This window comes from Streptomyces saintjeani, assembly GCF_055409605.1.
The window spans coordinates 1,137,179-1,159,240 of sequence record NZ_CP189624.1 but is presented as its reverse complement, the minus strand read 5'-3'; the positions used below and the strand labels follow the sequence as shown (position 1 = coordinate 1,159,240).

Below are 22,062 nucleotides of genomic sequence, written 5' to 3'. Positions count from 1 at the left end.
AAGAACAAGACCCGCCTCCTCCAGCTCCGTCACGTCCACGCCGACATTCGCATGAGCGAACATATTCGATCGACCCTGATGTGACTTCCAGGCTGCTTACCCGGGGTGTGGTCCGGCATGGCAATTGCTGAATTTTGCAATTGGTTAGATGCTGCACTCGATGCCATTGGGCCGCGCAATCGGTAACATTTCGGGCTTATCGCCCTCTTGCGTATACGACCTGGACGTCGGAAGGGGGTCCAGCGAACGCCGAAGTGGCCCATGGGCGGCACTTCCCCGTACTCCGGCGAAAATTTTCTCGGTCGCTTCAGTGAATGAAGTGACGATCGCGTGCGTACTCCTGGGCGTGTGACATCCCGACGAGGCAGGAGGCAGGGTGCGGGTTTCTCGCAACGCGATGGGGACGCTGTTCGTGGGCGGTGCGCTGAGCGTGACGCTCGCCGCTCTCGTCTACCCGTCGTTACTGGGGGTCAGAACGGTCTCGGCGGCGGCGTCCAGGGTCATCGCCGACACCCAGTGGGGTCCCCTGACCGAGGGCGACCGGGACTTCGTGGTCAAGGTGCGGGCGGCCGGCCTGTGGGAGCACCCGGTCGGACGGATGGGCGTGGAGAAGGGCACCGACAGACGGGTCGTCACCGCCGGGCGGACCCTGGTCGACGGCCACGCCGCCCTCGACACCACCGTCCGCAAGATCGCCCCGCTGCTGGACATCACGCTGCCGAACCTGGCGAGCCCCCAACAGACCGGCTTCGTCAGCCAGTTGACCACGGACAGCAAGGGCGAGCAGTTCGACCGGGACTTCGCGAACATCCTGCGCCGGACGGACGGCTCGTTCTTCACCACGGTCGCCCAGATCCGCTCCACCACGAAGAACACGCTGGTGCGCGCGCTCGCCGAGCAGGCCGACCACATCTTCATGAACCACATCGCGGCCCTCGAACAGACCGGCCTCGTCGACATCGACCAGGTCCTCGCCCAGCAGACCACCGCGCCCGACCTGCCCGACTCCGACCTGACCCCGCCCCCCGGCGTCGCCGGCCAGCAGCTGTCCGTCCTCACCCCGCCCCCGGACCCGACCAGCAGCCCGGTCGACATCGACCGGATCGCGGGCAGTGAGGACGGGGTGACGTCGGCGCCGGCCAACGGGAAGAAGTGACGGCGAGGGGGATGACGTACACCCTTCGGGTACGGCGTACACCCCTCGGGTACGACCAGGGGTGTACGTCCCGCCCGCGTACACCCGGCGATGCACACGCCGGACCCGACTCCGACCTGACGACCCGCCCCCGCCTCCCTGAGTAGCCTGACCCTGTGTCCGGCATCGTTCCCGTACGGCAGATCCAGCGGTTCCTCACCAGGAGACCGCACCCCCTGGTCCTCCTCGACATCGCGCTGGCCGCCCTGCTGTGCGTCGGCCTGCTGTGGGCGGACGCCCGCAGCGGCGTCCACAGCGTCGCCGACATCGAGCACGTGCTGCGGACCGTCGGCATCGTCGTCGCCGCGCTCGCCGTCGCCGCCCGCAGGCGCTGGCCCCGGGCGTCGTTCGCCGCGGCGTCGCTGTGCGCCTTCGTGGTCGCCGCGCTCAGCGGCGCGCCGCAGGTCTCGGTCTGCGTCGCCCTCACCGCGTACACCTCGGCGGTGACGGCGGAGTACGCGTTCTGGTGGGTCCGTCCCGGGGTCTCCGGCCTGCTGATGGCCGTCGGCGTCGCCATCGGGCAGATCGCCTCGGGCTGGCTGGCCATCCTCGCCGCGAACGTCGCGATCATCTGCGTCGGCTGGTTCGCGGGCCTCGCCACCCGGGAGCACCGCAACAGGCTGATCGCCACGGCCGAGCAGGAGGCCGAACGCGAACGCCGGCACGCCGCCCTCATCCGGCAGGCCGCCATCGACGAACGCCTCGTCATCGCCCGTGAACTGCACGACATCGTCGCGCACTCGATGAGCCTCATCGCGCTGCGCGCCGGTGTCGCGCGCGTGGTCATGGACAGCGATCCGGCCCAGGTGGCGGAGACCCTCGGCATCGTCGAGACCACCACCCGCCAGGCCCTGCACGAGATGCGGCTGCTCGTCGAGGTGCTGCGCCACGAGCACGCCGCCGACCCCGCGCTCACCCCCACCCCGGGGCTGGCCGACACGGCCGCGCTGGCCCACCAGATAAGGAGTGCCGGCGTCGACGTGCGCCTCGACGTCGGCGGTACGGCCCGCCCGCTGCCCGCCGCCGTGGACCTGTCGGCGTACCGCATCGCCCAGGAGGCCCTCACCAACGTCGTCCGCCACGCCGGGCCGACCCGGGCGACCCTGCGGATCGAGTACCGCCCCGAGGACGTGGTCATCGAGGTCACCGACAGCGGGCCCGTCGAGCCGCAGCGCCGCAAGGACCCCGTCCCGCACTCCTCCTCGGCCGGGCACGGGCTGATCGGCATGCGCGAGCGGGCGGCCCTGTTCGACGGCTATCTGCGCGCGGGCCCGCACGGCAGCGGTTTCCGGGTCCAGGCACTGCTGCGCACCGGAGAATCCGGTTCTTCCTGACCGGTGCCGTGGCACAAGCCCGTGACCTGCGCCGACAATACCGAAGATCAGCTTTAGTCTGGACCGGTCAAGATTTGTTTGAGGTTCACTCAAGCCCGCCGTTGAAGTATGGCCATCAGAAAAGGCGGTGGCTGGCGGACTCCAAAGGAGTGCTTGTGGACCGGGCCGTGGTAATCACCGGTATCGATGTGATTGCGCCAGGAGGGCTGGGAAGGAAAGAGTTCTGGAATCTCCTCACCGCGGGTCGCACGGCGACCAGAGGAATAACCTTCTTCGATCCCGGCCCTTTCCGATCGAGAGTGGCCGGAGAATGTGATTTCAATCCGGCGGCGATGGGCCTGCTGCCGCGCGAGATCCGCCGTATGGACCGCGCGACCCAGCTCGCCGTGACCTGTGCCCGGGAGGCCCTCGTCGACAGCGGTCTCGACGTCGAGACCCTCGACCCGGCCCGGGTCGGAGTGAGCCTGGGCAGCGCGGTCGGCGCGACGACGAGCATCGAGCGCGAGTACCTCGTGCTGTCGGACAGCGGCCGTGAGTGGCTCATGGACGAGGGGCACCTCTCCCCCCACATGTACGACTACATGGTGCCGAGCGCCGCCGCCGCCGAGGTGGCCTGGCGCACCGGCGCCGAAGGGCCGGTCGCGATGGTCGCGACGGGCTGCACAGCGGGTCTGGACGCGGTGGGGCGGGCCCACGAGGCGATCATGGACGGCACCGCCGACGTGATGTTCGCCGGTGCCACCGACGCGCCGGTCTCCCCGATCGTGGTCGCCTGCTTCGACGCGATCAAGGCGACCACCCCGCGCAACGACGACCCGTCGCACGCCTCGCGCCCCTTCGACGCGACACGCAACGGGTTCGTCCTGGCGGAGGGCGCCGCGGTCATGGTGCTGGAGGAGCGGGAGCACGCCCGGGCGCGCGGCGCGCACATCTACGCCGAGGTCGCGAGCCACGCCACCCGCTGCAACGCGTACCACATGACGGGCCTCAGGCCGGACGGCCGCGAGATGGCGGAGGCGATCCGCCACGCCCTGGCGGACGCCCGGTGCGCGCCCGAGTCCGTCGACTACGTCAACGCGCACGGTTCGGGCACCCGGCAGAACGACCGCCACGAGACCGCGGCCTTCAAGGACGCGCTCGGCTCGCACGCCTACGGGGTGCCGGTCAGCTCGATCAAGTCCATGATCGGCCACTCGCTCGGCGCCATCGGCTCGATCGAACTGGCCGCGTGCGCCCTGGCCATCGAGAACAACGTGGTTCCGCCGACGGCCAACCTGCACGAGAGGGACCCCGAGTGCGACCTGGACTACGTGCCGAACGAGGCGCGCGAGGTCCGGGTGGACACCGTCCTGTCGGTCGGCAGCGGTTTCGGGGGCTTCCAGAGCGCCGTGGTGCTGCGCGCCCCGGAGCGTGCGGAATGAGGATGCCCCCGGTCGTGACCGGGATCGGCACCATGGTGGGCGACGGGGCGGGCGTCGAGGGGCACTGGAGGTCCGTGCTCGAAGGACGCTCCTGGATCCAGCCGATCCAGCGGTACGACGCCTCCCGCTACAGCGCCCGGCTGGCCGGGCAGATCACCGGCTTCGACGTCACGCGGCACCTGCCCAGCCGGCTCATCCCGCAGACGGACCGGGTCACGCAACTGGCACTGGTCGCCGGTGACGAGGCCCTCGCCGACGCCGGGGTCACGGACCGCGACTACGGCCCGTTCGACATGGGCGTCGTCACCTCCAACGCGTCCGCGGGCTGGGAGTTCACGCACCGCGAGTTCCAGAAACTGTGGACGCAGGGACCGCGCAAGGTGAGCGTGTACGAGTCGTTCGCCTGGTTCTACGCCGCCAACACCGGCCAGATATCCATCCGCAACGGCATGCGCGCCGCCGGCGGGGTGCTGGTGGCCGACCAGGCGGGCGGTCTCGACGCGATCGGGCAGGCCCGGCGCAACCTGCGCCGGGGAGCCAAACTCATGGTCGCGGGCGGCCTCGACTCCGCCTTCGACCCGTGGGGCTGGCTCTCGCACCTCGCGAGCGGCGAGGTCAGCACCGCCGAGGACGCCTCCCGCGCCTACCTCCCCTTCGACGCCGCCGCCGGCGGCTACGTGCCCGGCGAGGGCGGCGCCATGCTGGTGCTGGAACACGCCGACGCAGAGCGCCCGCCCCCGCGCCGCTACGGCGTGGTCGCCGGATACGCCGCGACGTTCGACCCGCCGCCGGGCAGCGGGCGCCCCTCCAACCTGGCCCGCGCCGTACGGCTCGCGCTCGACGACGCCGGTGTCAGGCCCGACCAGGTGGACGTGGTCTTCGCCGACGGCGCCGGGGTCCCCGAGCGGGACCGGAGCGAGGCGGCGAGCATCGCGGAGGTCTTCGGGCCGCGGAAGGTCCCGGTCACGGTGCCCAAGGCCGGCGTCGGCCGGCTGCTCGCGGGCGCCGGGCCGCTGGACGTGGTCACCGCACTGCTGAGCCTTCGGGACGGCGTCATTCCGCCGACGCCGCATTCCCGCGCCATTCCCGACGAGTACGCCATCGACATGGTGACACAACCGCGTGAGGCGAAAGTCGAGGTCGCTCTGGTGACGGCTCGTGGACGGGGCGGATTCAATTCGGCCGTCGTCATCGGCCGGTAACCGCTGCGAAACGTACCGAGAAATTGGCACGACTGCCCGGAAAGGGGCCGGCATGAGCCAGGGAACAGACGTCAGCTACATGAAGGAACTGCACAGCGATTCACCGTTGAGCACCATGATCGAGCTGCACAGCGGCGTACGGATCACCTACATGCTGCAAGCGGTCGCCGAACTCGGAATTGCCGACCAGCTCGCCGAAGGCCCTTTGGGGGTGGACGTACTCGCGGAAAGGACGGACAGCGACGCGGACGCCCTGTACCGGGTGCTGCGGGCGCTGGCGGGCAAGGGCGTCTTCACCGAGGTGTCCCGCCGTACCTTCGGCCTCACCACGCTGGCGGAGGTGCTGCGCTCCGACCACCCGAACTCCTTGCGCGACGCCTTCCAGATGCACGGCCAGACCTTCATGCACGACGCCTACGTCGGGATCGGGCACACGATCCGCACCGGTGAACCCGCCTTCGAGCACGTGAACGGCATGCCGCTGTTCCAGTACGTGGCGCAACGGCCCGAGCTCCAGCAGCTGTTCGGCAGGTCCATGGGGAAGGCCAACCGGCAGATCCAGCTGGCCGCCGTGGAGACGTACGACCTGACCGGGGTGAAGACGCTCGTCGCCGTCGGCGGGGCCCAGGGGCACGTCCTCGCGGAGATCCTCACCCGCTACCCCGGAATGCGCGGCGTGTACGTCGACAGCCCCCGCATGGCACCGGCCGCGGAAGCCGTGCTGCGCCAGGCCGGGGTCCTCGACTCCGTGGAGTTCGCCGGCGGGGACTACCTGGAGTCGGTGCCCGCGGGCGGCGACGTCTACCTCGTCTCCCACCTGTTCCAGCAGCTCCGCGACGACGACACGGTCAAGGTGCTGAAGAACATCCGCCAGGTGATGGCGGACGACAGCCGGGTCCTGATCGTCAACGCGGTCATCCCCGAGGGCGACGTACCGCACCCGACGAAGATCCTGGACAGCACCATGCTCGTCCTGGGCCGCAACCGGGACCGCACCGAGGCGGAGTTCGACGACGTCCTGCGGCAGGCGGGGCTGCGGCTGGTCGACACGATCGGGCGGGCGCTCCCGTCGAGCGTGGTCATCGCGGAACCGGCCTGATCGCGTTTCCTGCACGCGTCCGAGAACCGAGCACCGAGAAGCAACGACGACATCCAGCGGGAGTGGAGGGATCGACCATGACCGATCAGACAGCGGGTGCCCCGGCCGACAGCGGTCGCGATGAAGCCGTGCTGAGCAAGATGTGGGACTTCCACAGCGGTCTGCGCATGGGATTCATGCTCTCCGCGATCGCGGAGATCGGCATCGCCGACCAGCTCGTGGACGGCCCGCTCTCCGTGGACGAACTGGCGAAACGCACCGGCAGCGACCCGGACGGCCTCTACCGCGTCCTGCGGGCCATGGCGAGCAAGGGAGTCTTCACCGAGACCTCCCGCCGCGTCTTCGGCCTCACCCCGCTCGCGGAGATCCTGCGCTCCGACACCGCGCACTCCCTGCGCGACGTGTTCCGCCTCCAGGGCAAGCACTTCATGCGCAACGCCTACGCGGAGATCGGCTACTCCATCCGCACCGGCCGCCCCGCCTTCGACCACGTCAACGGCGAGGGACTCTTCAGCTACCTCTCCCGGCACCCGGAGATGAACGAACTGTTCAGCGGCGCCATGGGAAACGCGGCCGGACAGACCCAGCGGTCCGCCGTCCAGACGTACGACCTCACCGGCGTGCGCAGGCTCGTCGACGTCGGCGGCGCCCACGGCCACCTGCTCGCGTCGATCCTCAGCCGGTACCCCGCCATGCGGGGCGTGGTCTTCGACCAGCCGCACGTGGTGCCCGGCGCGGAACGCGTGCTGGACGAGGCCGGGGTCCTCGACCGCGCCGAGCTCGTCGGCGGCAGCTACCTCGAAGCGGTGCCCGCGGACGGCGACACCTACGTCATCTCCCACGTGCTGCACCAGCTGTCCGACGCCGAGGCGATCACCGTCCTGACGAACATCCGCCGCGTCATGGACCCGGCCGGCCAGGTCCTGATCATCGACCCCGTCATCCCCGAGGGCGACGTACCGCACCCCGGAAAGTTCATGGACATCACCATGATGGCGCTCAGCGAGGGCCGGGACCGCACGGAGGCCGAGTTCGCCGAGGTCTTCGAGAAGGCCGACCTGCGGCTGACCGGCACGGTCGGCCTGAACGCGCCGTCGAGCGTGGTCATCGCCGCCCCGGCCCAGTGACGAAACGACCGGAGGAGACCATGAGTACCCCGAGTACCCCCATGAGCTACGACGATCTGCGGTCGATCCTCGTCGAGGCCGCCGGCTCGGCCGAGGGGGTGGACCTGATGAGCCAGGACATCATCGACAGCGACCTCTACGACGTCGGCTACGACTCGCTCGCGCTGATCGAGGTGGGCGCGCGCATCCAGCAGCGGTACGGGGTCGACATCCCCGACGAGGAAGTCACCGAGCTGCGCACCTTCCGCACCATCCTGGACCGGGTGAACTCCTCGATCTCCGCAACGACCTGAGCACAAGGGCGAACCGGACTGGAGGCACGGATGAACACGCCCGAGATTCACGCGCGCCACGAGACCGAGATCGACTCCCCGCCGTCGACCGTGTACGACCTGATCACGGACGTCTCGCTGTGGCCGGTGATCTTCCGCCCCACCGTCCACACCGAGGTCCTGGAGCGCACGGCACAGGGCGACCGGTTCCAGATCTGGGCGACGGTGGCCGGCGGCGAGGTGAGCACGTGGCGCTCGCGCCGCACCTTCGACGCCGCCGGCCGCCGGGTCACCTTCCGGCAGGACCACGACAACCCGCTGTTCGGGCTCATGGGGGGCGGCTGGAGCTGCCTCCCGCTGGACGGCGGCCGGACCGGGGTGGTCCTCGAACACCGCTTCGTACCACCCCCGGACCAGGCCGGCGCCCGCGAGCGGATCGCCCGGACACTCGACGCCAACGGCGCCGCCGAACTGGAGGCGCTGCGCACCGCGTCGACCCTCCCCGGTGGCCTCGGCGCATGGCTGGTGACGTTCACCGAGACCATCGCCCTGACCGGTACGGCGGACGCCGCCCGCGCCTTCGTCTGGGACGCCGACCGGTGGCCCGAGCGCCTGCCCCACGTCGCCGGCCTCGACCTCCTGGAACAGCCGGGCGGCGCCCAGGACATGACGATGCGCACCCGCGCACCCGACGGCACGGTCCACACCACCCGCTCGCTGCGCCTGCTGCTGCCCGACGGATCGATCGTCTACAAGCAGACCCGGCCACCGCGCGCCCTCCTCGGGCACAGCGGACGCTGGGCCTTCGACACCGGCCCCTCGGGCAGCACGATCACCTCCACCCACACCTTCCTGCTCGACCCGGCCGGGGTGGCGGACGTGTACGGCCCCGACGTCCCGGCCCCGGAGGCGGCGCGGCGCGTACGCGCCGCACTGGCGGCCAACAGCCGGATCACGATGCAGCACGCGGACCGGTACTCCGCGTCGGTCGGTGCCCCGTGAGCACCGAGGTACGCGCACCGCTCGGCCGCCTGCGCGAACTGGCGGACGGCGTCCACGCGTTCCTCCAGCCCCCCGGCGGCTGGTGCCTCAGCAACGCCGGCGTGATCGCCGGACCCGACGGCCTCGTCCTGATCGACACGGCCGCCACCAGGACGCGCGCCGAGGCGCTGCGGGCGGCGGCCGAGGGGCTCGGCCACGGGCCCGTACGGACCGTGGTCAACACCCACAGCCACGGCGACCACGTCTTCGGGAACTGCGTCTTCGCGCCGCCCGCCGAGGTCGTCGCCCACGAACTGACCGGGCCGGAGATCCGGGCCACCGGAATGGCGCTGCAAGGGCTGTGGCCGGACGTCGACTGGGGCGAGCTGACCCTCACGGAGCCCACCATCACCTTCGCGCGGAGCCTGACCCTGCTGGTCGGTGACCGGCCGGTCGAACTGCACCACGTCGGCCCCGCGCACAGCATCAACGACGTCGTCGTCTGGATACCGGACGCGCGCGTCCTCTTCGCCGGCGACGTGGCGCTCCCCGGCTGCACCCCGTTCTGCCTGATGGGCTCCGTACGCGGCTCCCTCGCGGCGCTCGGCCGGCTGCGTGCCTTCGGGGCGCGGACCGTGGTCGGCGGGCACGGCGAGGTCGGCGGGCCCGAGGTCTTCGACCACATGGAGGGCTACCTGCGCAGAATGCTCGACCTCGCCGCCGAGGGGCTCGCCGCGGGGCTCACGCCCCTGGAGACCGCCCGCCTGCACGGCCCCGGCGACTTCGGCGGGCTGGTCGACCCCGAGCGGCTGGTCGGCAACCTGCACCGGGCCTTCCTGGAGACCCGGCGGCCCGACCTGGCGCTCGGGACACGGATGGACGTTCCACCGGTGTTCGACGAGATGGTCCAGTTCAACGACGGCCACCTGCCGACGTGCCTGGCCTAGGGCGTGTTGCGGAAGTCCCGCCTGCCGCCCGACGCCTGGCACGCACTCTCGCCGCACCGGGCGAAACCCCACGTACAAACCAGTACGAGGGCTCCCGCCCGGCACCCCGAGAGCACGCACCAGACGCCGCTCGGCCCGCCCTCCGGGCGGACGACGGGACTTCCGCAACACGCCCTAGCCAGGGCGACACCCGAGGAGGACGGATGACGATGCCGACCGAGGGGACAACGGTGTCCCCCGAGACCTTCTACGAGCTGCGCAGGTTCTACCTGGATCAGCTCGACGCCCGTGACCGGGGCCTGACCGAGGAATGGCTCGCGGTCTTCGACGACGACGCGACGATCACGACGAAAGTGCTCGGCGACGGCTCGACGGTACCCAAGTCGCAGTTCGAGCCCGAGGTCTGGAAGCTCGACGCCTCCTTCCACGAGAAGGGCATCCAGCGCCGCCACTGCGTCCAGGGATTCACCTTCACCCACCGCGACGGCCTGATCGTCTCCAGGTTCTACGGCCTCTTCCTGGTCGTCGACGCCGAGCGGGGTGCCTGCCTCCAGTCGGCCGCCATGATCTCCGACGTCCTGCGCCGCCACGGCGACACCTGGCGCGTCATCTCCCGCGAGATCGAGCGCGACGACCTCGGCCGCCTGGACACCGGAAAACAGAGCGTTCCCCTAGGTTGAGAGAAGGACTCGTGGACAACGCGAACAACGCGAACAACGCGAACAACATCGACAACACGGTCACCACCGGCAAAGGAACCGCTCCGGCCGAAGTGTGCTCCCGCATCGACCAGTTCTACGCGGTCCAGATGCAGGCGCTGGACGACGGCGACATCGCCGCGTGGGTGGACACCTTCACCGCGGACGGCGTCTTCGTCTCCAACGGACTGCCGGACCCGGTCGAGGGCCGGGACGGCCTCACGGCGCTGGGCAACGACGCCGTGGCCCGCCTCGACAAGAGGGGCGCCATCCGACGGCACTTCGTGTTCAACGTCATCGTCGAACCGCTCCCGGCGGGGGTCCTGCGCACGACGTGCTACGTACCGGTCTTCGACACCGTCGACGGCGTCACCACCCTCACCACGAGCACCGTCATGCGCGACGAACTGGTCAGCTCCGACGACGGCCTGTTCGTCCGGCACCGCACCGTCACCCGCGACGACCTCCTCGCGGTGGCGCAGCGGGGGAGCGGCACATGACGTCCCTGCGAGGCAGCCTGGGCAAGGCGGTGCTGGCCCCCGGGGACCCGGGCTACGACGAGGCCCGCAGCGGCGTCCAGCGCACCTACCTGCACCGGCCGTCGGTGATCGTGCGGGCAGGCCGCCCCGCCGACGTACAGCTCGCGGTCCGGCGCGCCGCCCGGCACGGACTCCCGGTCGCCGTCCAGGCCACCGGCCACGGCCTCAACGTCCCCACCGAGGGCGGCGTCCTGATCGACACGACGCCGATGGCCGAGGTCCGCGTCGACCCGGCCTCGCGCACCGCCTGGGCGGCGGCCGGCACCCGCTGGGAGCAGGTCATCGCCGCCGCCGCCGAGCACGGCCTCGCGCCGCTCAGCGGCTCCTCGCCCGACGTCGGCGTCGTCGGCTACACGCTCAGCGGCGGCCTCGGCCTGCTGGGCCGCAGCTTCGGCTACGCCGCCGACCACGTACGCCGGGTGGACCTGGTCACCGCCGACGGCGACCTGCGGACCGTGACCCCCGGCGAGGACCTGTTCTGGGCGGTGCGGGGCGGCGGCGGGAACTTCGGCGTCGTGACCGGGCTGGAGTTCGCGCTGTTCCCGGTCGACCGGTTTTTCGGCGGCGGCCTGTACTTCGACGCACCGCACATACCGGCCGTCCTCAAGACCTACCGGGAGTGGACCGAAACGGTGCCGGAGGCGATGTCCTCCAGCATCGGGCTCATCCCGATGCCGGACGTGCCCGGCGTGCCCGCGCCGCTGCGCGGCAGGCACCTCGCCCACGTCCGCATCGCCCACCTCGGCACCGTCGAGAGCGGAGAACGGCTGGTCGCACCCCTGCGGGCGCTGGGACCGCGGCTCGTGGACACCCTCGGCGAGATGCCCTTCACCGCCTCCGGGACCATCCACAACGAACCGAAGCAGCCACGGAACTTCTACTGCGCCAACGCGATGCTGAGCGAGTTCGCGCCGTCGGTCCCGGACGCCGTCCTCGACCTGGTCGGCCCCGGCTCCGGCAGCTTCGCGGTGGTGCAGTTCAACCACCTGGGCGCGGCGCTGGCCCGGCCGCCCGAGGTGGACAACGCGGTGGGCCACCGCGGCGCCTCCCACGTGCTGCGCGTGGTGACCCTCCCGCAGGGCCCCGGCCACGACCCGGCCCACGACGTGGCCCACGCCGTGACCCGGACCACGGCGCCCTGGACGCTCGGCCGCTCACCCAACTTCGTCCAGGGCGACGAGCGGGCCCCCGAGCAGACCCGGGAATGCTACGGAGCGGTCGCTTTTCACCGGCTGTCCGAGCTCAAGGCGGTGCACGACCCGGGGAATATGTTTCGATGCAACGTCAATGTCACGCCCGCCGTCCGGAACGGGGATACGTTGGCATCAGGTCGTCGGCCGCACGGCAAAGACGATCAGGGGAATGAGATCGTCACGCACCGCTGACCGAAAACAGGGGGTTGCCAAGACCCGCGTCGGGGGTTCAGTGTTTGCGGTCATCGTCGTACCGCCCTCCTGTCTGAATGGTTCAAATTCCGAACACGATCGGGAGAACACGGGTGGACATTCGCATACTCGGGTCGTTGTCGTTATCGGAGCACGGCCGCGACGCGACACCATCGGCGCGCAAACCGAAACAGCTCATCGCGCTCCTGCTGCTGAACGAGGACCGGGTCGTGTCGACGGAATCGCTCATCAGCGAGATCTGGGACACACGACCGCCGAGGAGTGTACAGACCACGCTCCAGACCTATGTGGTGCAGGTGCGCAAACTCCTTTCGGAGGCCCTCCAGATTCCCGTCGGAAAGGTCGCCAGAAATGTGCTCCTCACCCGGAACGGCGGCTACACGCTGATATTGCGCGACGCTGATTTCGACCTGTACCGCTTCAGGTCGCTGGAACAGGCCGGAATGGCCGCCTTCGAGGAAGGGGACGACGAGAGCGCGGTCCGTATCTTCGACCAGGCCCTGGCCCTGTGGCGGGGCAACGCGCTCGCCGACGTCGAGGCCGGGCGGATGCTGGAGCCCGAGGTCGCCCGCCTCGAACAGTCCCGCCTGACGGTCATGGAGTGCCGGCTGGAGATCGAGCTGCGGCGCGGGCGCCATCGCCAGTCCCTCGGCGAACTGGCCTCCCTGACCGCGCGCTACGACGACAACGAGAACCTCCACGCCCTGTACATGCTGGCCCTGTACCGGTCCGGCTACCGGGGCAAGGCCCTGGAGAAGTACCGGAGCTTCCACAAGTGGATGCGGGACGAACTGGGCCTCGACCCCTCCCCCCGCCTCCAGCGGCTCCACCACGCCGTCCTGGACGGGGACCCCGCCCTCGACGGAGCCCCCGCCCGCGAGGGCCTGAGCGCCGTCCTGCCCTCCGGCCGCAGCGGATGACGTGCCGCGCCGCCCTGGTCCGGGCCCGCCGGGCCAGGGCGGTCGGCGGCTAGTAGTTGCCCAGCCCCCCGCACACGTTCATCGCCTGGGCCGTCACCACGGCAGCCTCGTCGCTCACCAGGTAGCCGACCATCGCGGCGACCTCCTCCGGGTCGACGTAACGCCCCATGGGGATCTTCGTGTTGAACTTCTCGAGCACCTCGTCCTGCGAGATGTCCCAGATACCCGCGTAGATCTCGCGCACCCGCTGCGCCATGGGGGTCTCCACATAGCCGGGGCAGACCGCGTTGACGGTGATCCCCGTCTTCGCGAGCTCCAGGCCGAGCGCCTTGGTGAAGCCGACGACACCGTGCTTCGACGCCGTGTAGGGGGCGCCCAGGACGACGCCCTGCTTGCCTCCGGTCGAGGCGATGTTGACGATGCGCCCGCGCGCCAGACCGAGCATTCCACCGGTCGTCAGGACGCGCTTCGTCATCAGGAAGACGCTGTTCAGGTTGGTGTTGACCACATCGAGCCACAGCTCGTCCGGAATACCCGCGGTCTCGCCGCCGCCACTGCGGCCGGCGTTGTTGACCAGAACGGAGATCGGCCCGAAACATTTCGCCGCCGCCGCCACCAACTGCTCGATCTGCGCGACGTCCGTCACGTCGCACGCCGCACCGTCGGCCTCGTGGCCGTCTTTCCGCAGCCTTTCCACCGTGTCCTTGACCGCGGCGCCGTCACGGCTACAGATGAACACTTTGTGGCCGGTACGGGCCAGACGGTTCGCCGTGGCCAGTCCGATACCGCTCGTGGCACCCGTGACAAGAGCTGCCCGGGCGTTTTCCTGTGCCATCTCTACCTCCAGGGACGAGGGCACCATCGTCCGCCGTGCCCCTTGAATCGATGTCGAGGTCTCCTTGAGCTTTCGGGGAAGGTTTCGGGGGAGCTTTCGGGGCGGGCGCCCGCCATTCGTTCAAAGATTTCTCAACCGATTCTTGAGACCCCGATCCCTATCTTTGATTTCGCGCAGGCCGGAAAAACAAAGGTTGCGAACGGAGCAGGCGATGACGATCCAGGAAAAGGACATCACCGATCACGGTGCGATCATCGGAGTGCGGGAACTCGCGCTCAATGCCGCGGGAGCGGCAGCGTTGCGCGCCGCCGTACGCGTCGGAGTCGCCGAGGAACTCGGCGACTCGCCCCGGACACCGGGGGAGCTGGCCGCCGTGCTCGGCGTCGACACCGAGATGCTCGGCAGGCTGCTGCGGGCGCTCGCCCAGCACGGCGTCTTCACCGAGACCGAGAACGGGTACGCGCACACCGCGACGTCCCGGCTGCTCAGGGAGAACGACCCCAACAGCCTCAAGTACTACGTCCTGTGGGTCACCGAGCCCTGGACCTGGGAACTCTGGCCCCACCTCGAAGACGCCGTGCGCAACGGGCGCGGTGGGTTCGAGGAGCGGTACGGCACCGACTTCTTCTCCTACCTGCACAGCACCTGGCCACAGTCCGCCGAGATCTTCAACAAGGCGCAGACCGAACTGAGCCGGCTCGCCACCCACGCGGTGGCCGCCGCGCTCGACCTGCGCGGAGTCGGCACGCTCGTCGACGTCGCCGGCGGCCACGGATACACCCTGGCCACCCTGCTGGAGAAGAACACCGGGCTCAACGGGGTGCTGTTCGACCTGCCGCCCGTCGTCGCCGAGGCCGACAGCAGGCTGCGCCCCGGCGGGGCACTGGCCTCCCGGGCCCGGATCGTCGGCGGGAGCTGCCTGGAGGGGATACCGGTGGAATCCGACGCCTACCTCTTCAAGAACATCCTCGAATGGGCCGACGAGAAATCGGTGACCGCCCTGCGGAACGCCGCTCGCGCGGGCCGGCCCGACAGCAGGTTCTTCATCATCACCAACATGATCGACGGCAGTCCCGAGATCAAGTTCACGACAGGAACGGACCTTCTCTTCCTGCTGAACTCCGACGGCAGGAAGCACACGACCGACACCATCACCGCGGTCGTCCGCAAGGCGGACCTGCGCGTGGTGGACATGCGGCCCGTGAACTCGTACCTGCATCTCCTGGAGGCGGCACCCTCGACATGAGCGGCATCCTCGGAACGAGCCCGGCCGTGGCCCACCCCGCCACCCCGCCGGAGGAAACGGCCCCGGACTGGGTGAGGTGCGACGGCTGCGGGACCCTGGTCTACGGCAATCGCTGGCGCCGAAGCCTCCACTGCTGCCCCGAATGCGGCCACCACGGCGCGCTCACCGCATGGGAACGCCTACGTCTCCTGCTGGACCCGGGCTCCCTCGAACTCCTGCCCTTCACCGTGACACCGGCCGATCCGCTCGGCTTCACCGACAGCTTGCCCTACCCCCGCCGCCTCGCCGAGGCCAGAGCCAGGACCGGTCTGGACGAGGCCGTGGTGGGCGCCGCCGGTGAGATCGACGGCGCCCCGGTGGTCGTCGCCTGCATGGACTTCCGGTTCCTCGGCGGCAGCCTCGGCTCGGTCGTCGGCGAGATCATCACCAGGATCGGCGACACCGCCCTCGCCCGCCGCACGCCGCTGCTGCTGGTCACCGCCTCCGGGGGCGCCCGTATGCAGGAGGGCGCGCTGTCGCTGATGCAGATGGCCAAGACCAGCGCGATGCTCGCCCGCCTCGACGAGGCCGGAATCCTGACGGTCTCGCTGGTCACCGACCCGACGTTCGGCGGGGTGGCCGCCTCGTTCGCCACCCTGTGCGACGTCACGATCGCCGAACCCCGCGCCCGCCTCGGATTCGCCGGCCGCCGCGTCGTCGAACAGACCATCGGGGAAACCCTCCCGCCGAACTTCCAGACGGCGGAGTTCCTGTACGAGCGCGGCTTCATCGACGTCATCTCCCCGCGCGACCGACACCGTACGGAACTGGGGAAACTGCTGCGTACGGCCCTCCCCGGGCACCGCACCCCCACGGGCGACCGCGACACGGCGGACGAGATCCTCGTACGGGACCCGGCGCGGCTCGGCCACGACGACCCGCACGGCGTGGTCCGGCGGGCGCGGCGCATCAGCCGGCCCACCACCCTCGACTACGCCGCCCTGCTGCTGGACGACTTCCGCGAACTGGCGGGCGACCGGCTGTCCGGGGAGTGCCCCGCCGTCGTCGGCGGCCTGGGACGCCTCGACGGACGCCCCGTCGTGCTGATCGGCCACCAGAAAGGACACGACCCGGCCGAGCTGGCCCGCCGCAACTTCGGCATGCCGAGCCCCGCCGGGTACCGCAAGGCGGCCCGCCTCATGCGGCTGGCCGCCAAGCTGGGCCTCCCGGTGATCACCCTCATCGACACGCCCGGCGCGTTCCCCGGCCGGCAGGCCGAGGAGCAGGGGCAGGCCATCGCGATCGCCGAGAACCTCAAGCTCATGGCCGAACTGCCGGTCCCGGTGGTCGCCGTGGTCACCGGGGAGGGCGGCAGCGGCGGCGCCCTCGCCCTGGCCGTCGCCAACCGGGTCCTGATGTGGCAGGACGCGATCTACTCGGTCATCAGCCCCGAGGGCTGCTCGGCGATCCTCTGGCAGGACCCGGCCCAGGCGGGCCGCGCCGCCGCCGCGCTCCGGCTGCGCTCCCGGGACCTGCTGGAACTCGGCGTGGTCGACGGGGTGCTGCTGGAACCGGCCGGGGGCGTCGACGCCGACCCCGCGGCAGCCGCGTACCGGCTCGGGCTCGCGATCCGCTCCAGCCTCGACGACCTCGAAGGGCTCCAGGGCGACAAGCTGCGCACCGACCGCCACGCCCGGTTCGCCCGGTACGGCGCCGAGTACGTCACCTCGCCGCCGGCCACGGACCTCGAACCGGAAGGGACGACGCCGTGACCGCCCTGCGAACCGCCGTCGAGGGTCTGAGCGTCGAGGGCGCGGACGCGGCCGGGGGAGGTGCTGCCGCTGCCGAGCGCCGGGCCCTCGCCGGAGCCGAGGGTGTCGCCGGTGACCAGGGCGCCGACCTGCTGGAGCGGGTCCGGGACGCTGTCGCCGTCCTGCTCGCCGGACTGCCCGGCACCCCGGCACGGCTGCGGGTCCGGGCCGGGGGCGTAGAGCTGGAGCTGGACTGGCCGGCCGCGTCCCCGGCGCCCGCACCCCCGCCGGGCGGCCCGGCACCGGCACCGGCGTCGGCTCCCGTACCCGTACCCGTCCTGAACCCGGCCGGCGGCATGAGCGTCACCGCGTCCACCGTCGGCACCTTCTACCGCAGCCCCGAACCCGGCACGGACCCCTTCGTGCGGGTCGGGGACCAGGTGAAGGGCGGTCAGCAGGTGGCGATCATCGAGGTGATGAAGCTGATGATCCCGGTCGAGGCCGACCGCGACGCGGTGATCACCGAGGTGCTCGCCGACGACGGGCAGTCCGTCGAGTACGGCCAGCCCCTGTTCGCGCTCGGTCCGGTGAGCTGAGCATGTTCGACACGATCCTCATCGCCAACCGGGGCGAGATCGCGCTGCGGGAGATCCGGGCCTGCAAGGAGCTCGGCATCCGCAGCGTGCTCGCGCACTCCACCCGCGACACGGACAGCCTGCCCGCGCGGCTCGCCGACGAGACGGTCTGCATCGGGCCGCCCCCGGCCAGACAGAGCTACCTCAACGCCGCCGTGATCCTCCAGGCCGCCCTCAACACCGGCGCGCAGGCCGTCCACCCCGGCTACGGATTCCTCTCCGAGGACGCCGACTTCGCCGAGGCATGCCGGTCGGCCGGGATCGTCCTGATCGGCCCGCCGCCGGAGGTGATGGCCGAGCTGGGCAGCAAGGTGAGCGCCCGCAGGCTCATGTCCCGCAGCGGGCTCCCGCTGCTGCCGGGCGCCACCGAACCGCTCGACCTCGCCGCCGCCCGCGACCTCGCCGCGCGCATCGGGTACCCGCTGCTGATCAAGGCGGCGGCGGGGGGCGGCGGACGCGGCATGGGCGTGGCCCGGGACGCCGGCGAACTGGCGGAGGTCTTCCGTACGACGCAGGCCACCGCCGCCACCCTGTTCGGCGACGCCCGGGTCTACGCGGAGCGGTACCTGCGCCGCGCCCGGCACGTCGAGGTGCAGATCCTCGCCGACCGGCACGGGAACGTCGTCCACCTCGGGGAACGGGACTGCTCCATGCAGCGCCGCCACCAGAAGCTCGTCGAGGAGTCGCCGGCCCCGGCGCTGCCGGCGGACCTCGTCGCCCGGATCCGCGCGGCGGCGGTCACCGGCGCGCGGGCCGCCGGGTACCAGGGGGCGGGGACCTTCGAGTTCCTCGTCGAGTGCGGCGACGGTCCGGCCGACTTCTACTTCATGGAGGTCAACTGCCGTATCCAGGTGGAGCATCCGGTGACGGAGATGGTCACCGGCATCGACCTGGTCGCCGAGCAGATCCGGGTCGCGGCGGGCGAACCCCTGCGCCTGCGCCAGCGGGACGTCGTCCTGAACGGCGCCGCGATCGAGTGCCGCATCAACGCCGAGGACCCGCGCCGCGGCTTCGCCCCCGCGCCCGGCACCATCACCGAACTGAGCCTGCCCGCAGGCCCGTTCGTGCGCGTCGACACCCACGTCCACCCCGGCTGCCTCATCGCGCCCGAGTACGACTCGATGATCGCGAAGATCATCGCCTGGGCCCCCGACCGGGACACCGCGATCGCCCGGATGCGACGGGCGCTCGGCGAGACGGTCGTACGCGGCGCCGGTATGCACACGACCGTCGCCTTCCTCGACGAGCTGATCGACTCGCCCGCGTTCCGTACGGCGGCGCACACCACGAGCCACATCGACACGCTCACCCGGTAGCCTTCCCGCCGCGACGGGACAGGGCGACGTGGACCGCGGCGAGCCCGGCGCACAGGAACGCGCTGATAGCCATGACCGTGACGAGGCCGTCCGCGAGCGGCTGCGTGAGCCCGCGTACGGCCGCGTCCGCGACGGCCGGGCGCGGTGGCCCGGCCGACCGGGCCACCGAGATGACCAGCCGGACCGCGCCGGTGGCGAAGGCGACGGCCGCGAGGGCGACGACCAGGGCCCGGACACGGCGGCGGGCGAGGAGCAGGCCCGCGATCCCCAGCCCGGCGGCGGCGGGGACCAGCACGCCGGACAGCGCGTCGGTCACCTCCACGGCCTGGGCGGCGCGGTGCAGGGCGGGCTTGCGGATCAGCGTGAACGACAGGTCCAGGTCGGGGGGCAGGAGCGCCGCCAGCGGGCCGGGCACCCCTGCCTCCTTGACGGCGACGTGGACGGTGATGTCCAGCCCGTCGCGCGACAGGCCGATCAGGGAGTCGTCGCGCAGGATGTCGACGAGCTGCGCGTGGCCGGTCCGCAGTGCCGCCTTCCAGGACCACTGGAAGGCGGCACTGTCCACGAAGGCGGGGGCGGCGTCGGCCACCATGCGCCGGACCCGTGCCTCACCGAAGGGCAGGGACGGGAGCCCGGTCCGTTCGGCCGCGTCGAACAACTGGCGCTGCACCTGGTCCCCGATCTGCCGCCCGACCGCCGGGTCGTCGGGCACCGGCGCCAGCGCCGCCACGAAACCCGAGGTGGACAGGAGGGTGCCCTCCGCCCACCTCGTCGTCTGGCCGACCACGACCAGACCCGCCGCGCCCGCGATGCACAGACCTGCGGCGCAGGCCCGCAACCGCAGACGCAGCGGGGTGGAGGGCATCGGGGTCAGGAACCGTGCTTCTTGTCGGTGAGGACCGTCAGGACCGGGCCCTGGTCGTCGGCCGGCGCGCGGCCCTGGTCACCGCTGACCGGACCGCCGGGCGGTCCCTCGACGGAGACGTGGGGCAGGATCCGGTCGAGCCACCGGGGCAGGTACCAGTTCCACTTCCCGAACAGTTGCATGGCCGCCGGCACCAGGATCGTCCGCACCACCAGGGCGTCCAGCAGGATGGCCGCGGCCACCCCGAGTCCGAACTCGGCGATGATGCGCATCCCGGCGAACACGAAGGCCGTGAACACACAGATCATGATGATCGCGACGGCCGTGATGATCTGCCCGGTGGCGGCCTGCCCGCGCCGCACCGCGAGGTTGTTGTCGCCGGTGTGGAGCCACTCCTCGTGGATGCGGCTCACCAGGAACACCTCGTAGTCCATCGACAGACCGAACAGGACGGCCAGCATCATCGGTGGCAGGAACGACTCCACCGGCCCGGCCGGACCCGCGCCGATGGCGGACGAACCCCAGCCCCACTGGAAGACGGCGACGGCGATGCCGAACCCGGCACCCGCCGAGAGCAGGTTCATGATCGCCGCCGTGAGCGGGATGACCACACTGCGGAACGCCAGCATCAGCAGCAGACAGCCCAGGACGACGACGATGGTCACGAAGAGCGGCATCTTGCCGCTGAGCGCCGCCGCGAAGTCCTTGTGCACGGCGGTCAGCCCGCCGACGTACACGCCCAGCCCGTTCTTCTCGTACGCGGGGATCACGTGGTCCCGCAGCGTGTCGATGAGTTTCGAGGTCTGTTCGGACTGCGGCGAGTCCGTGGGGATGACCTGCATGACCCGTACCGTCGCGCCGGGCTCGGCCGGCGGGATCCGGACGGACACGACGCCCTCGACGGTCTCGATCTTCTGGCCCAGCTGGGTGAAGTCGTCGCTCGCCTGCGCGGACGGGACCTTCGCGACGAGTTGCAGCGGGCCGTTGTGGCCGGGGCCGAAGCCGTCGGCGAGCAGGTCGTACGCCTGGCGTGTGGTGGTGCTGGTCGGGTTGTTGCCCGCGTCGGAGGAACCGAGCCGCATCGAGAAGAACGGGATCACCAGCACCAGCATCGCCACGGTCGCGGCGATCGTCAGCGGCACCGGCCGCTTCTGCACGAACCCGGCCCAGCGCTCCCACCGGTTGGAGACCTGTACCTGGGCCGGCCCCTCGCGCTTGAGCTGCTCGCGCTGACGGCGGCTGAGCACCCGCATCCCGAACAGCCCGAACAGCGCCGGGAGCAGTGTCACCGCGATCGCGACCGCGAACACCACCATGATCGCCGCCGACAGCCCGATCCCGGACAGGATGCTGAAGCCCAGCATGAGCAGGCCGAGCATCGCGACCGCGACCGTGCCGCCCGCGAAGATGACCGCCCGGCCCGAGGTGTTCAGGGACGTCGCCGTCGCGTCCTCGGGACTGAGCCCCGCCCGGATGCCGGTGCGGTAGCGGGCGACGATGAACAGCGCGTAGTCGATGCCGACACCGAGGCCGATGAACGCGGCGATGATCGGGGCGGTGCTGGGGACGCTCATCACCCGGGTGAGCAGGTCGATCGAGAAGATCGCGCTGCCCAGCGCGAGGACCGCCGCGAGCAGCGGGATCGCCATCGCCACGAACGACCCGAACGCGAACAGCATGACGATCGCCGCCGCCAGCAGGCCGATCAGCTCACTGGCCGACGTCGACGGCTTGTCCAGCTGCCCGACCGCCGCCCCGCCGAACTCCACCCGCAGCGTGTCGCTGCGCAGCTTCGAGCCCAGGTCCACGACCTTCTGGATGTTGTCGGTGTCCAGGCTCTGGCTCTGCTTCGTGAAGGTGACCGTCGCGTAGGCGGTCCGGCCGTCGCCGCTGATCTGCGCCGCGCCCTGCGGGCCGAACGGGCTCGTCACCGCGCCCACCTCGGGCACCTCGGCGACCTGGGCCAGCATCCGGTCCACCTCGGCCTCGACGGCCGGATCGGTGACCTTGCCGCTCTTCGTGTGCAGCACGATGGTGCTCGTGTCGCCCGAGGTGCGCTGGAACTGGCTCTCCATCAGCTCGATGGCCTTGGTCGATTCGGTGCCGGGCAGGGTGTACTCCTCCGAGAAGGAGGACCCGCCCGCGGCGCTCACGCCGCCCACCAGGATCGCGAGGAGCAGCAGCCACCCGCCGATGACGATGAAACGGTGCCGGAAGCACCAGCGCGCGATGCCGCTCATCGATGTCCGCCCGGGAGCTCGATCCGATGGTTGTCGAAAGGGAGCACAACTCTG

The 22,062-nt window shown here is 70.9% G+C and carries 20 protein-coding genes; 17 read left to right on the top strand and 3 right to left on the bottom strand.

The window, feature by feature from the left end:
- Window positions 1-397: 397 nt before the first annotated feature.
- The 13 genes from ACQCO7_RS05220 (at window position 398) to ACQCO7_RS05160 (ending at window position 13,141) form a co-directional block, all read left to right on the top strand.
- Window positions 398-1,156: a DUF4142 domain-containing protein gene (locus ACQCO7_RS05220; protein WP_464077152.1), complete on the top strand. Its 759-nt coding sequence runs from the start codon at window positions 398-400 to the stop codon at window positions 1,154-1,156.
- 155 nt (window positions 1,157-1,311) lie between these two features.
- Window positions 1,312-2,529, top strand: coding sequence for a sensor histidine kinase (locus ACQCO7_RS05215; RefSeq protein ID WP_464070699.1), 1,218 nt, complete (start codon window positions 1,312-1,314; stop codon window positions 2,527-2,529).
- Window positions 2,530-2,684: 155 nt separating this feature from the next.
- Window positions 2,685-3,950, top strand: coding sequence for a beta-ketoacyl-[acyl-carrier-protein] synthase family protein (locus ACQCO7_RS05210; protein WP_464070698.1), 1,266 nt, complete (start codon window positions 2,685-2,687; stop codon window positions 3,948-3,950).
- Complete coding sequence (locus ACQCO7_RS05205) at window positions 3,947-5,152, top strand: ketosynthase chain-length factor (RefSeq protein WP_464070697.1); 1,206 nt, start codon at window positions 3,947-3,949, stop codon at window positions 5,150-5,152. Before ACQCO7_RS05210 ends, ACQCO7_RS05205 begins: the two co-directional genes overlap by 4 nt.
- Window positions 5,153-5,204: 52 nt before the next feature.
- Complete coding sequence (locus ACQCO7_RS05200; RefSeq protein WP_464070696.1) at window positions 5,205-6,251, top strand: methyltransferase; 1,047 nt, start codon at window positions 5,205-5,207, stop codon at window positions 6,249-6,251.
- Between the two features lie 77 nt (window positions 6,252-6,328).
- Window positions 6,329-7,378, top strand: a complete 1,050-nt coding sequence (locus ACQCO7_RS05195; protein WP_464070695.1) for a methyltransferase — start codon at window positions 6,329-6,331, stop codon at window positions 7,376-7,378.
- A 20-nt stretch (window positions 7,379-7,398) separates the two neighbouring features.
- Window positions 7,399-7,671 (top strand): acyl carrier protein, encoded by a 273-nt coding sequence (locus ACQCO7_RS05190; RefSeq protein WP_464070694.1) that lies wholly within the window; start codon window positions 7,399-7,401, stop codon window positions 7,669-7,671.
- Window positions 7,672-7,701: 30 nt separating this feature from the next.
- Window positions 7,702-8,652, top strand: coding sequence for an aromatase/cyclase (locus tag ACQCO7_RS05185; RefSeq protein ID WP_464070693.1), 951 nt, complete (start codon window positions 7,702-7,704; stop codon window positions 8,650-8,652).
- Window positions 8,649-9,578 (top strand): MBL fold metallo-hydrolase, encoded by a 930-nt coding sequence (locus tag ACQCO7_RS05180; protein ID WP_464070692.1) that lies wholly within the window; start codon window positions 8,649-8,651, stop codon window positions 9,576-9,578. Before ACQCO7_RS05185 ends, ACQCO7_RS05180 begins: the two co-directional genes overlap by 4 nt.
- Window positions 9,579-9,781: 203 nt before the next feature.
- Window positions 9,782-10,258, top strand: a complete 477-nt coding sequence (locus ACQCO7_RS05175; RefSeq protein WP_464070691.1) for a hypothetical protein — start codon at window positions 9,782-9,784, stop codon at window positions 10,256-10,258.
- An 11-nt stretch (window positions 10,259-10,269) separates the two neighbouring features.
- Entirely contained in the window at window positions 10,270-10,776 is a 507-nt protein-coding gene (locus tag ACQCO7_RS05170; protein ID WP_464070690.1) for a nuclear transport factor 2 family protein, read from the top strand.
- Complete coding sequence (locus tag ACQCO7_RS05165; protein WP_464070689.1) at window positions 10,773-12,200, top strand: FAD-binding oxidoreductase; 1,428 nt, start codon at window positions 10,773-10,775, stop codon at window positions 12,198-12,200. Before ACQCO7_RS05170 ends, ACQCO7_RS05165 begins: the two co-directional genes overlap by 4 nt.
- Window positions 12,201-12,313: 113 nt before the next feature.
- Complete coding sequence (locus tag ACQCO7_RS05160) at window positions 12,314-13,141, top strand: AfsR/SARP family transcriptional regulator (protein ID WP_464070688.1); 828 nt, start codon at window positions 12,314-12,316, stop codon at window positions 13,139-13,141.
- A 49-nt stretch (window positions 13,142-13,190) separates the two neighbouring features.
- Here the strand turns inward: ACQCO7_RS05160 and fabG are convergent, their stop codons facing one another.
- Window positions 13,191-13,976, bottom strand: a complete 786-nt coding sequence (fabG, locus tag ACQCO7_RS05155) for a 3-oxoacyl-ACP reductase FabG (protein ID WP_464070687.1) — start codon at window positions 13,974-13,976, stop codon at window positions 13,191-13,193.
- A gap of 211 nt (window positions 13,977-14,187) precedes the next feature.
- On the opposite strand from fabG, the gene ACQCO7_RS05150 reads away from it, so the two are divergent.
- From ACQCO7_RS05150 to ACQCO7_RS05135, 4 genes are read left to right on the top strand one after another with little or no spacing between them, the layout of a single operon-like run.
- On the top strand, window positions 14,188-15,222 hold the full coding sequence (locus tag ACQCO7_RS05150; protein ID WP_464070686.1) for a methyltransferase: 1,035 nt from the start codon (window positions 14,188-14,190) through the stop codon (window positions 15,220-15,222).
- Entirely contained in the window at window positions 15,219-16,973 is a 1,755-nt protein-coding gene (gene accA, locus ACQCO7_RS05145) for an acetyl-CoA carboxylase carboxyl transferase subunit alpha (RefSeq protein ID WP_464070685.1), read from the top strand. The genes ACQCO7_RS05150 and accA overlap by 4 nt, the downstream gene beginning before the upstream one ends.
- Complete coding sequence (locus ACQCO7_RS05140) at window positions 16,970-17,548, top strand: acetyl-CoA carboxylase biotin carboxyl carrier protein (RefSeq protein WP_464070684.1); 579 nt, start codon at window positions 16,970-16,972, stop codon at window positions 17,546-17,548. The genes accA and ACQCO7_RS05140 overlap by 4 nt, the downstream gene beginning before the upstream one ends.
- 2 nt (window positions 17,549-17,550) lie before the next feature.
- Window positions 17,551-18,903 carry an acetyl-CoA carboxylase biotin carboxylase subunit gene (locus tag ACQCO7_RS05135; protein WP_464070683.1) on the top strand — a complete coding sequence of 451 codons (1,353 nt, stop codon included), beginning with the start codon at window positions 17,551-17,553 and terminating at the stop codon, window positions 18,901-18,903.
- Here the strand turns inward: ACQCO7_RS05135 and ACQCO7_RS05130 are convergent.
- Window positions 18,893-19,768 (bottom strand): hypothetical protein, encoded by an 876-nt coding sequence (locus ACQCO7_RS05130; RefSeq protein WP_464070682.1) that lies wholly within the window; start codon window positions 19,766-19,768, stop codon window positions 18,893-18,895. The two genes, ACQCO7_RS05135 and ACQCO7_RS05130, sit on opposite strands and share 11 nt — an antisense overlap.
- A 5-nt stretch (window positions 19,769-19,773) precedes the next feature.
- Window positions 19,774-22,008 (bottom strand): MMPL family transporter, encoded by a 2,235-nt coding sequence (locus tag ACQCO7_RS05125; protein WP_464070681.1) that lies wholly within the window; start codon window positions 22,006-22,008, stop codon window positions 19,774-19,776.
- Window positions 22,009-22,062: the final 54 nt, after the last annotated feature.

Bases quoted from the DNA above. Each gene is read 5' to 3' on its own strand.
- ACQCO7_RS05220 (WP_464077152.1), top strand. From the start codon at position 398: ATGGGGACGCTGTTCGTGGGCGGTGCGCTGAGCGTGACGCTCGCCGCT.
- ACQCO7_RS05205 (WP_464070697.1), top strand. From the start codon at position 3,947: ATGAGGATGCCCCCGGTCGTGACCGGGATCGGCACCATGGTGGGCGAC.
- ACQCO7_RS05200 (WP_464070696.1), top strand. From the start codon at position 5,205: ATGAGCCAGGGAACAGACGTCAGCTACATGAAGGAACTGCACAGCGAT.
- ACQCO7_RS05195 (WP_464070695.1), top strand. From the start codon at position 6,329: ATGACCGATCAGACAGCGGGTGCCCCGGCCGACAGCGGTCGCGATGAA.
- ACQCO7_RS05190 (WP_464070694.1), top strand. From the start codon at position 7,399: ATGAGTACCCCGAGTACCCCCATGAGCTACGACGATCTGCGGTCGATC.
- ACQCO7_RS05185 (WP_464070693.1), top strand. From the start codon at position 7,702: ATGAACACGCCCGAGATTCACGCGCGCCACGAGACCGAGATCGACTCC.
- ACQCO7_RS05175 (WP_464070691.1), top strand. From the start codon at position 9,782: ATGACGATGCCGACCGAGGGGACAACGGTGTCCCCCGAGACCTTCTAC.
- ACQCO7_RS05165 (WP_464070689.1), top strand. From the start codon at position 10,773: ATGACGTCCCTGCGAGGCAGCCTGGGCAAGGCGGTGCTGGCCCCCGGG.
- fabG (WP_464070687.1), bottom strand. From the start codon at position 13,976: ATGGCACAGGAAAACGCCCGGGCAGCTCTTGTCACGGGTGCCACGAGC.
- ACQCO7_RS05150 (WP_464070686.1), top strand. From the start codon at position 14,188: ATGACGATCCAGGAAAAGGACATCACCGATCACGGTGCGATCATCGGA.
- accA (WP_464070685.1), top strand. From the start codon at position 15,219: ATGAGCGGCATCCTCGGAACGAGCCCGGCCGTGGCCCACCCCGCCACC.
- ACQCO7_RS05135 (WP_464070683.1), top strand. From the start codon at position 17,551: ATGTTCGACACGATCCTCATCGCCAACCGGGGCGAGATCGCGCTGCGG.
- ACQCO7_RS05130 (WP_464070682.1), bottom strand. From the start codon at position 19,768: ATGCCCTCCACCCCGCTGCGTCTGCGGTTGCGGGCCTGCGCCGCAGGT.
- ACQCO7_RS05125 (WP_464070681.1), bottom strand. From the start codon at position 22,008: ATGAGCGGCATCGCGCGCTGGTGCTTCCGGCACCGTTTCATCGTCATC.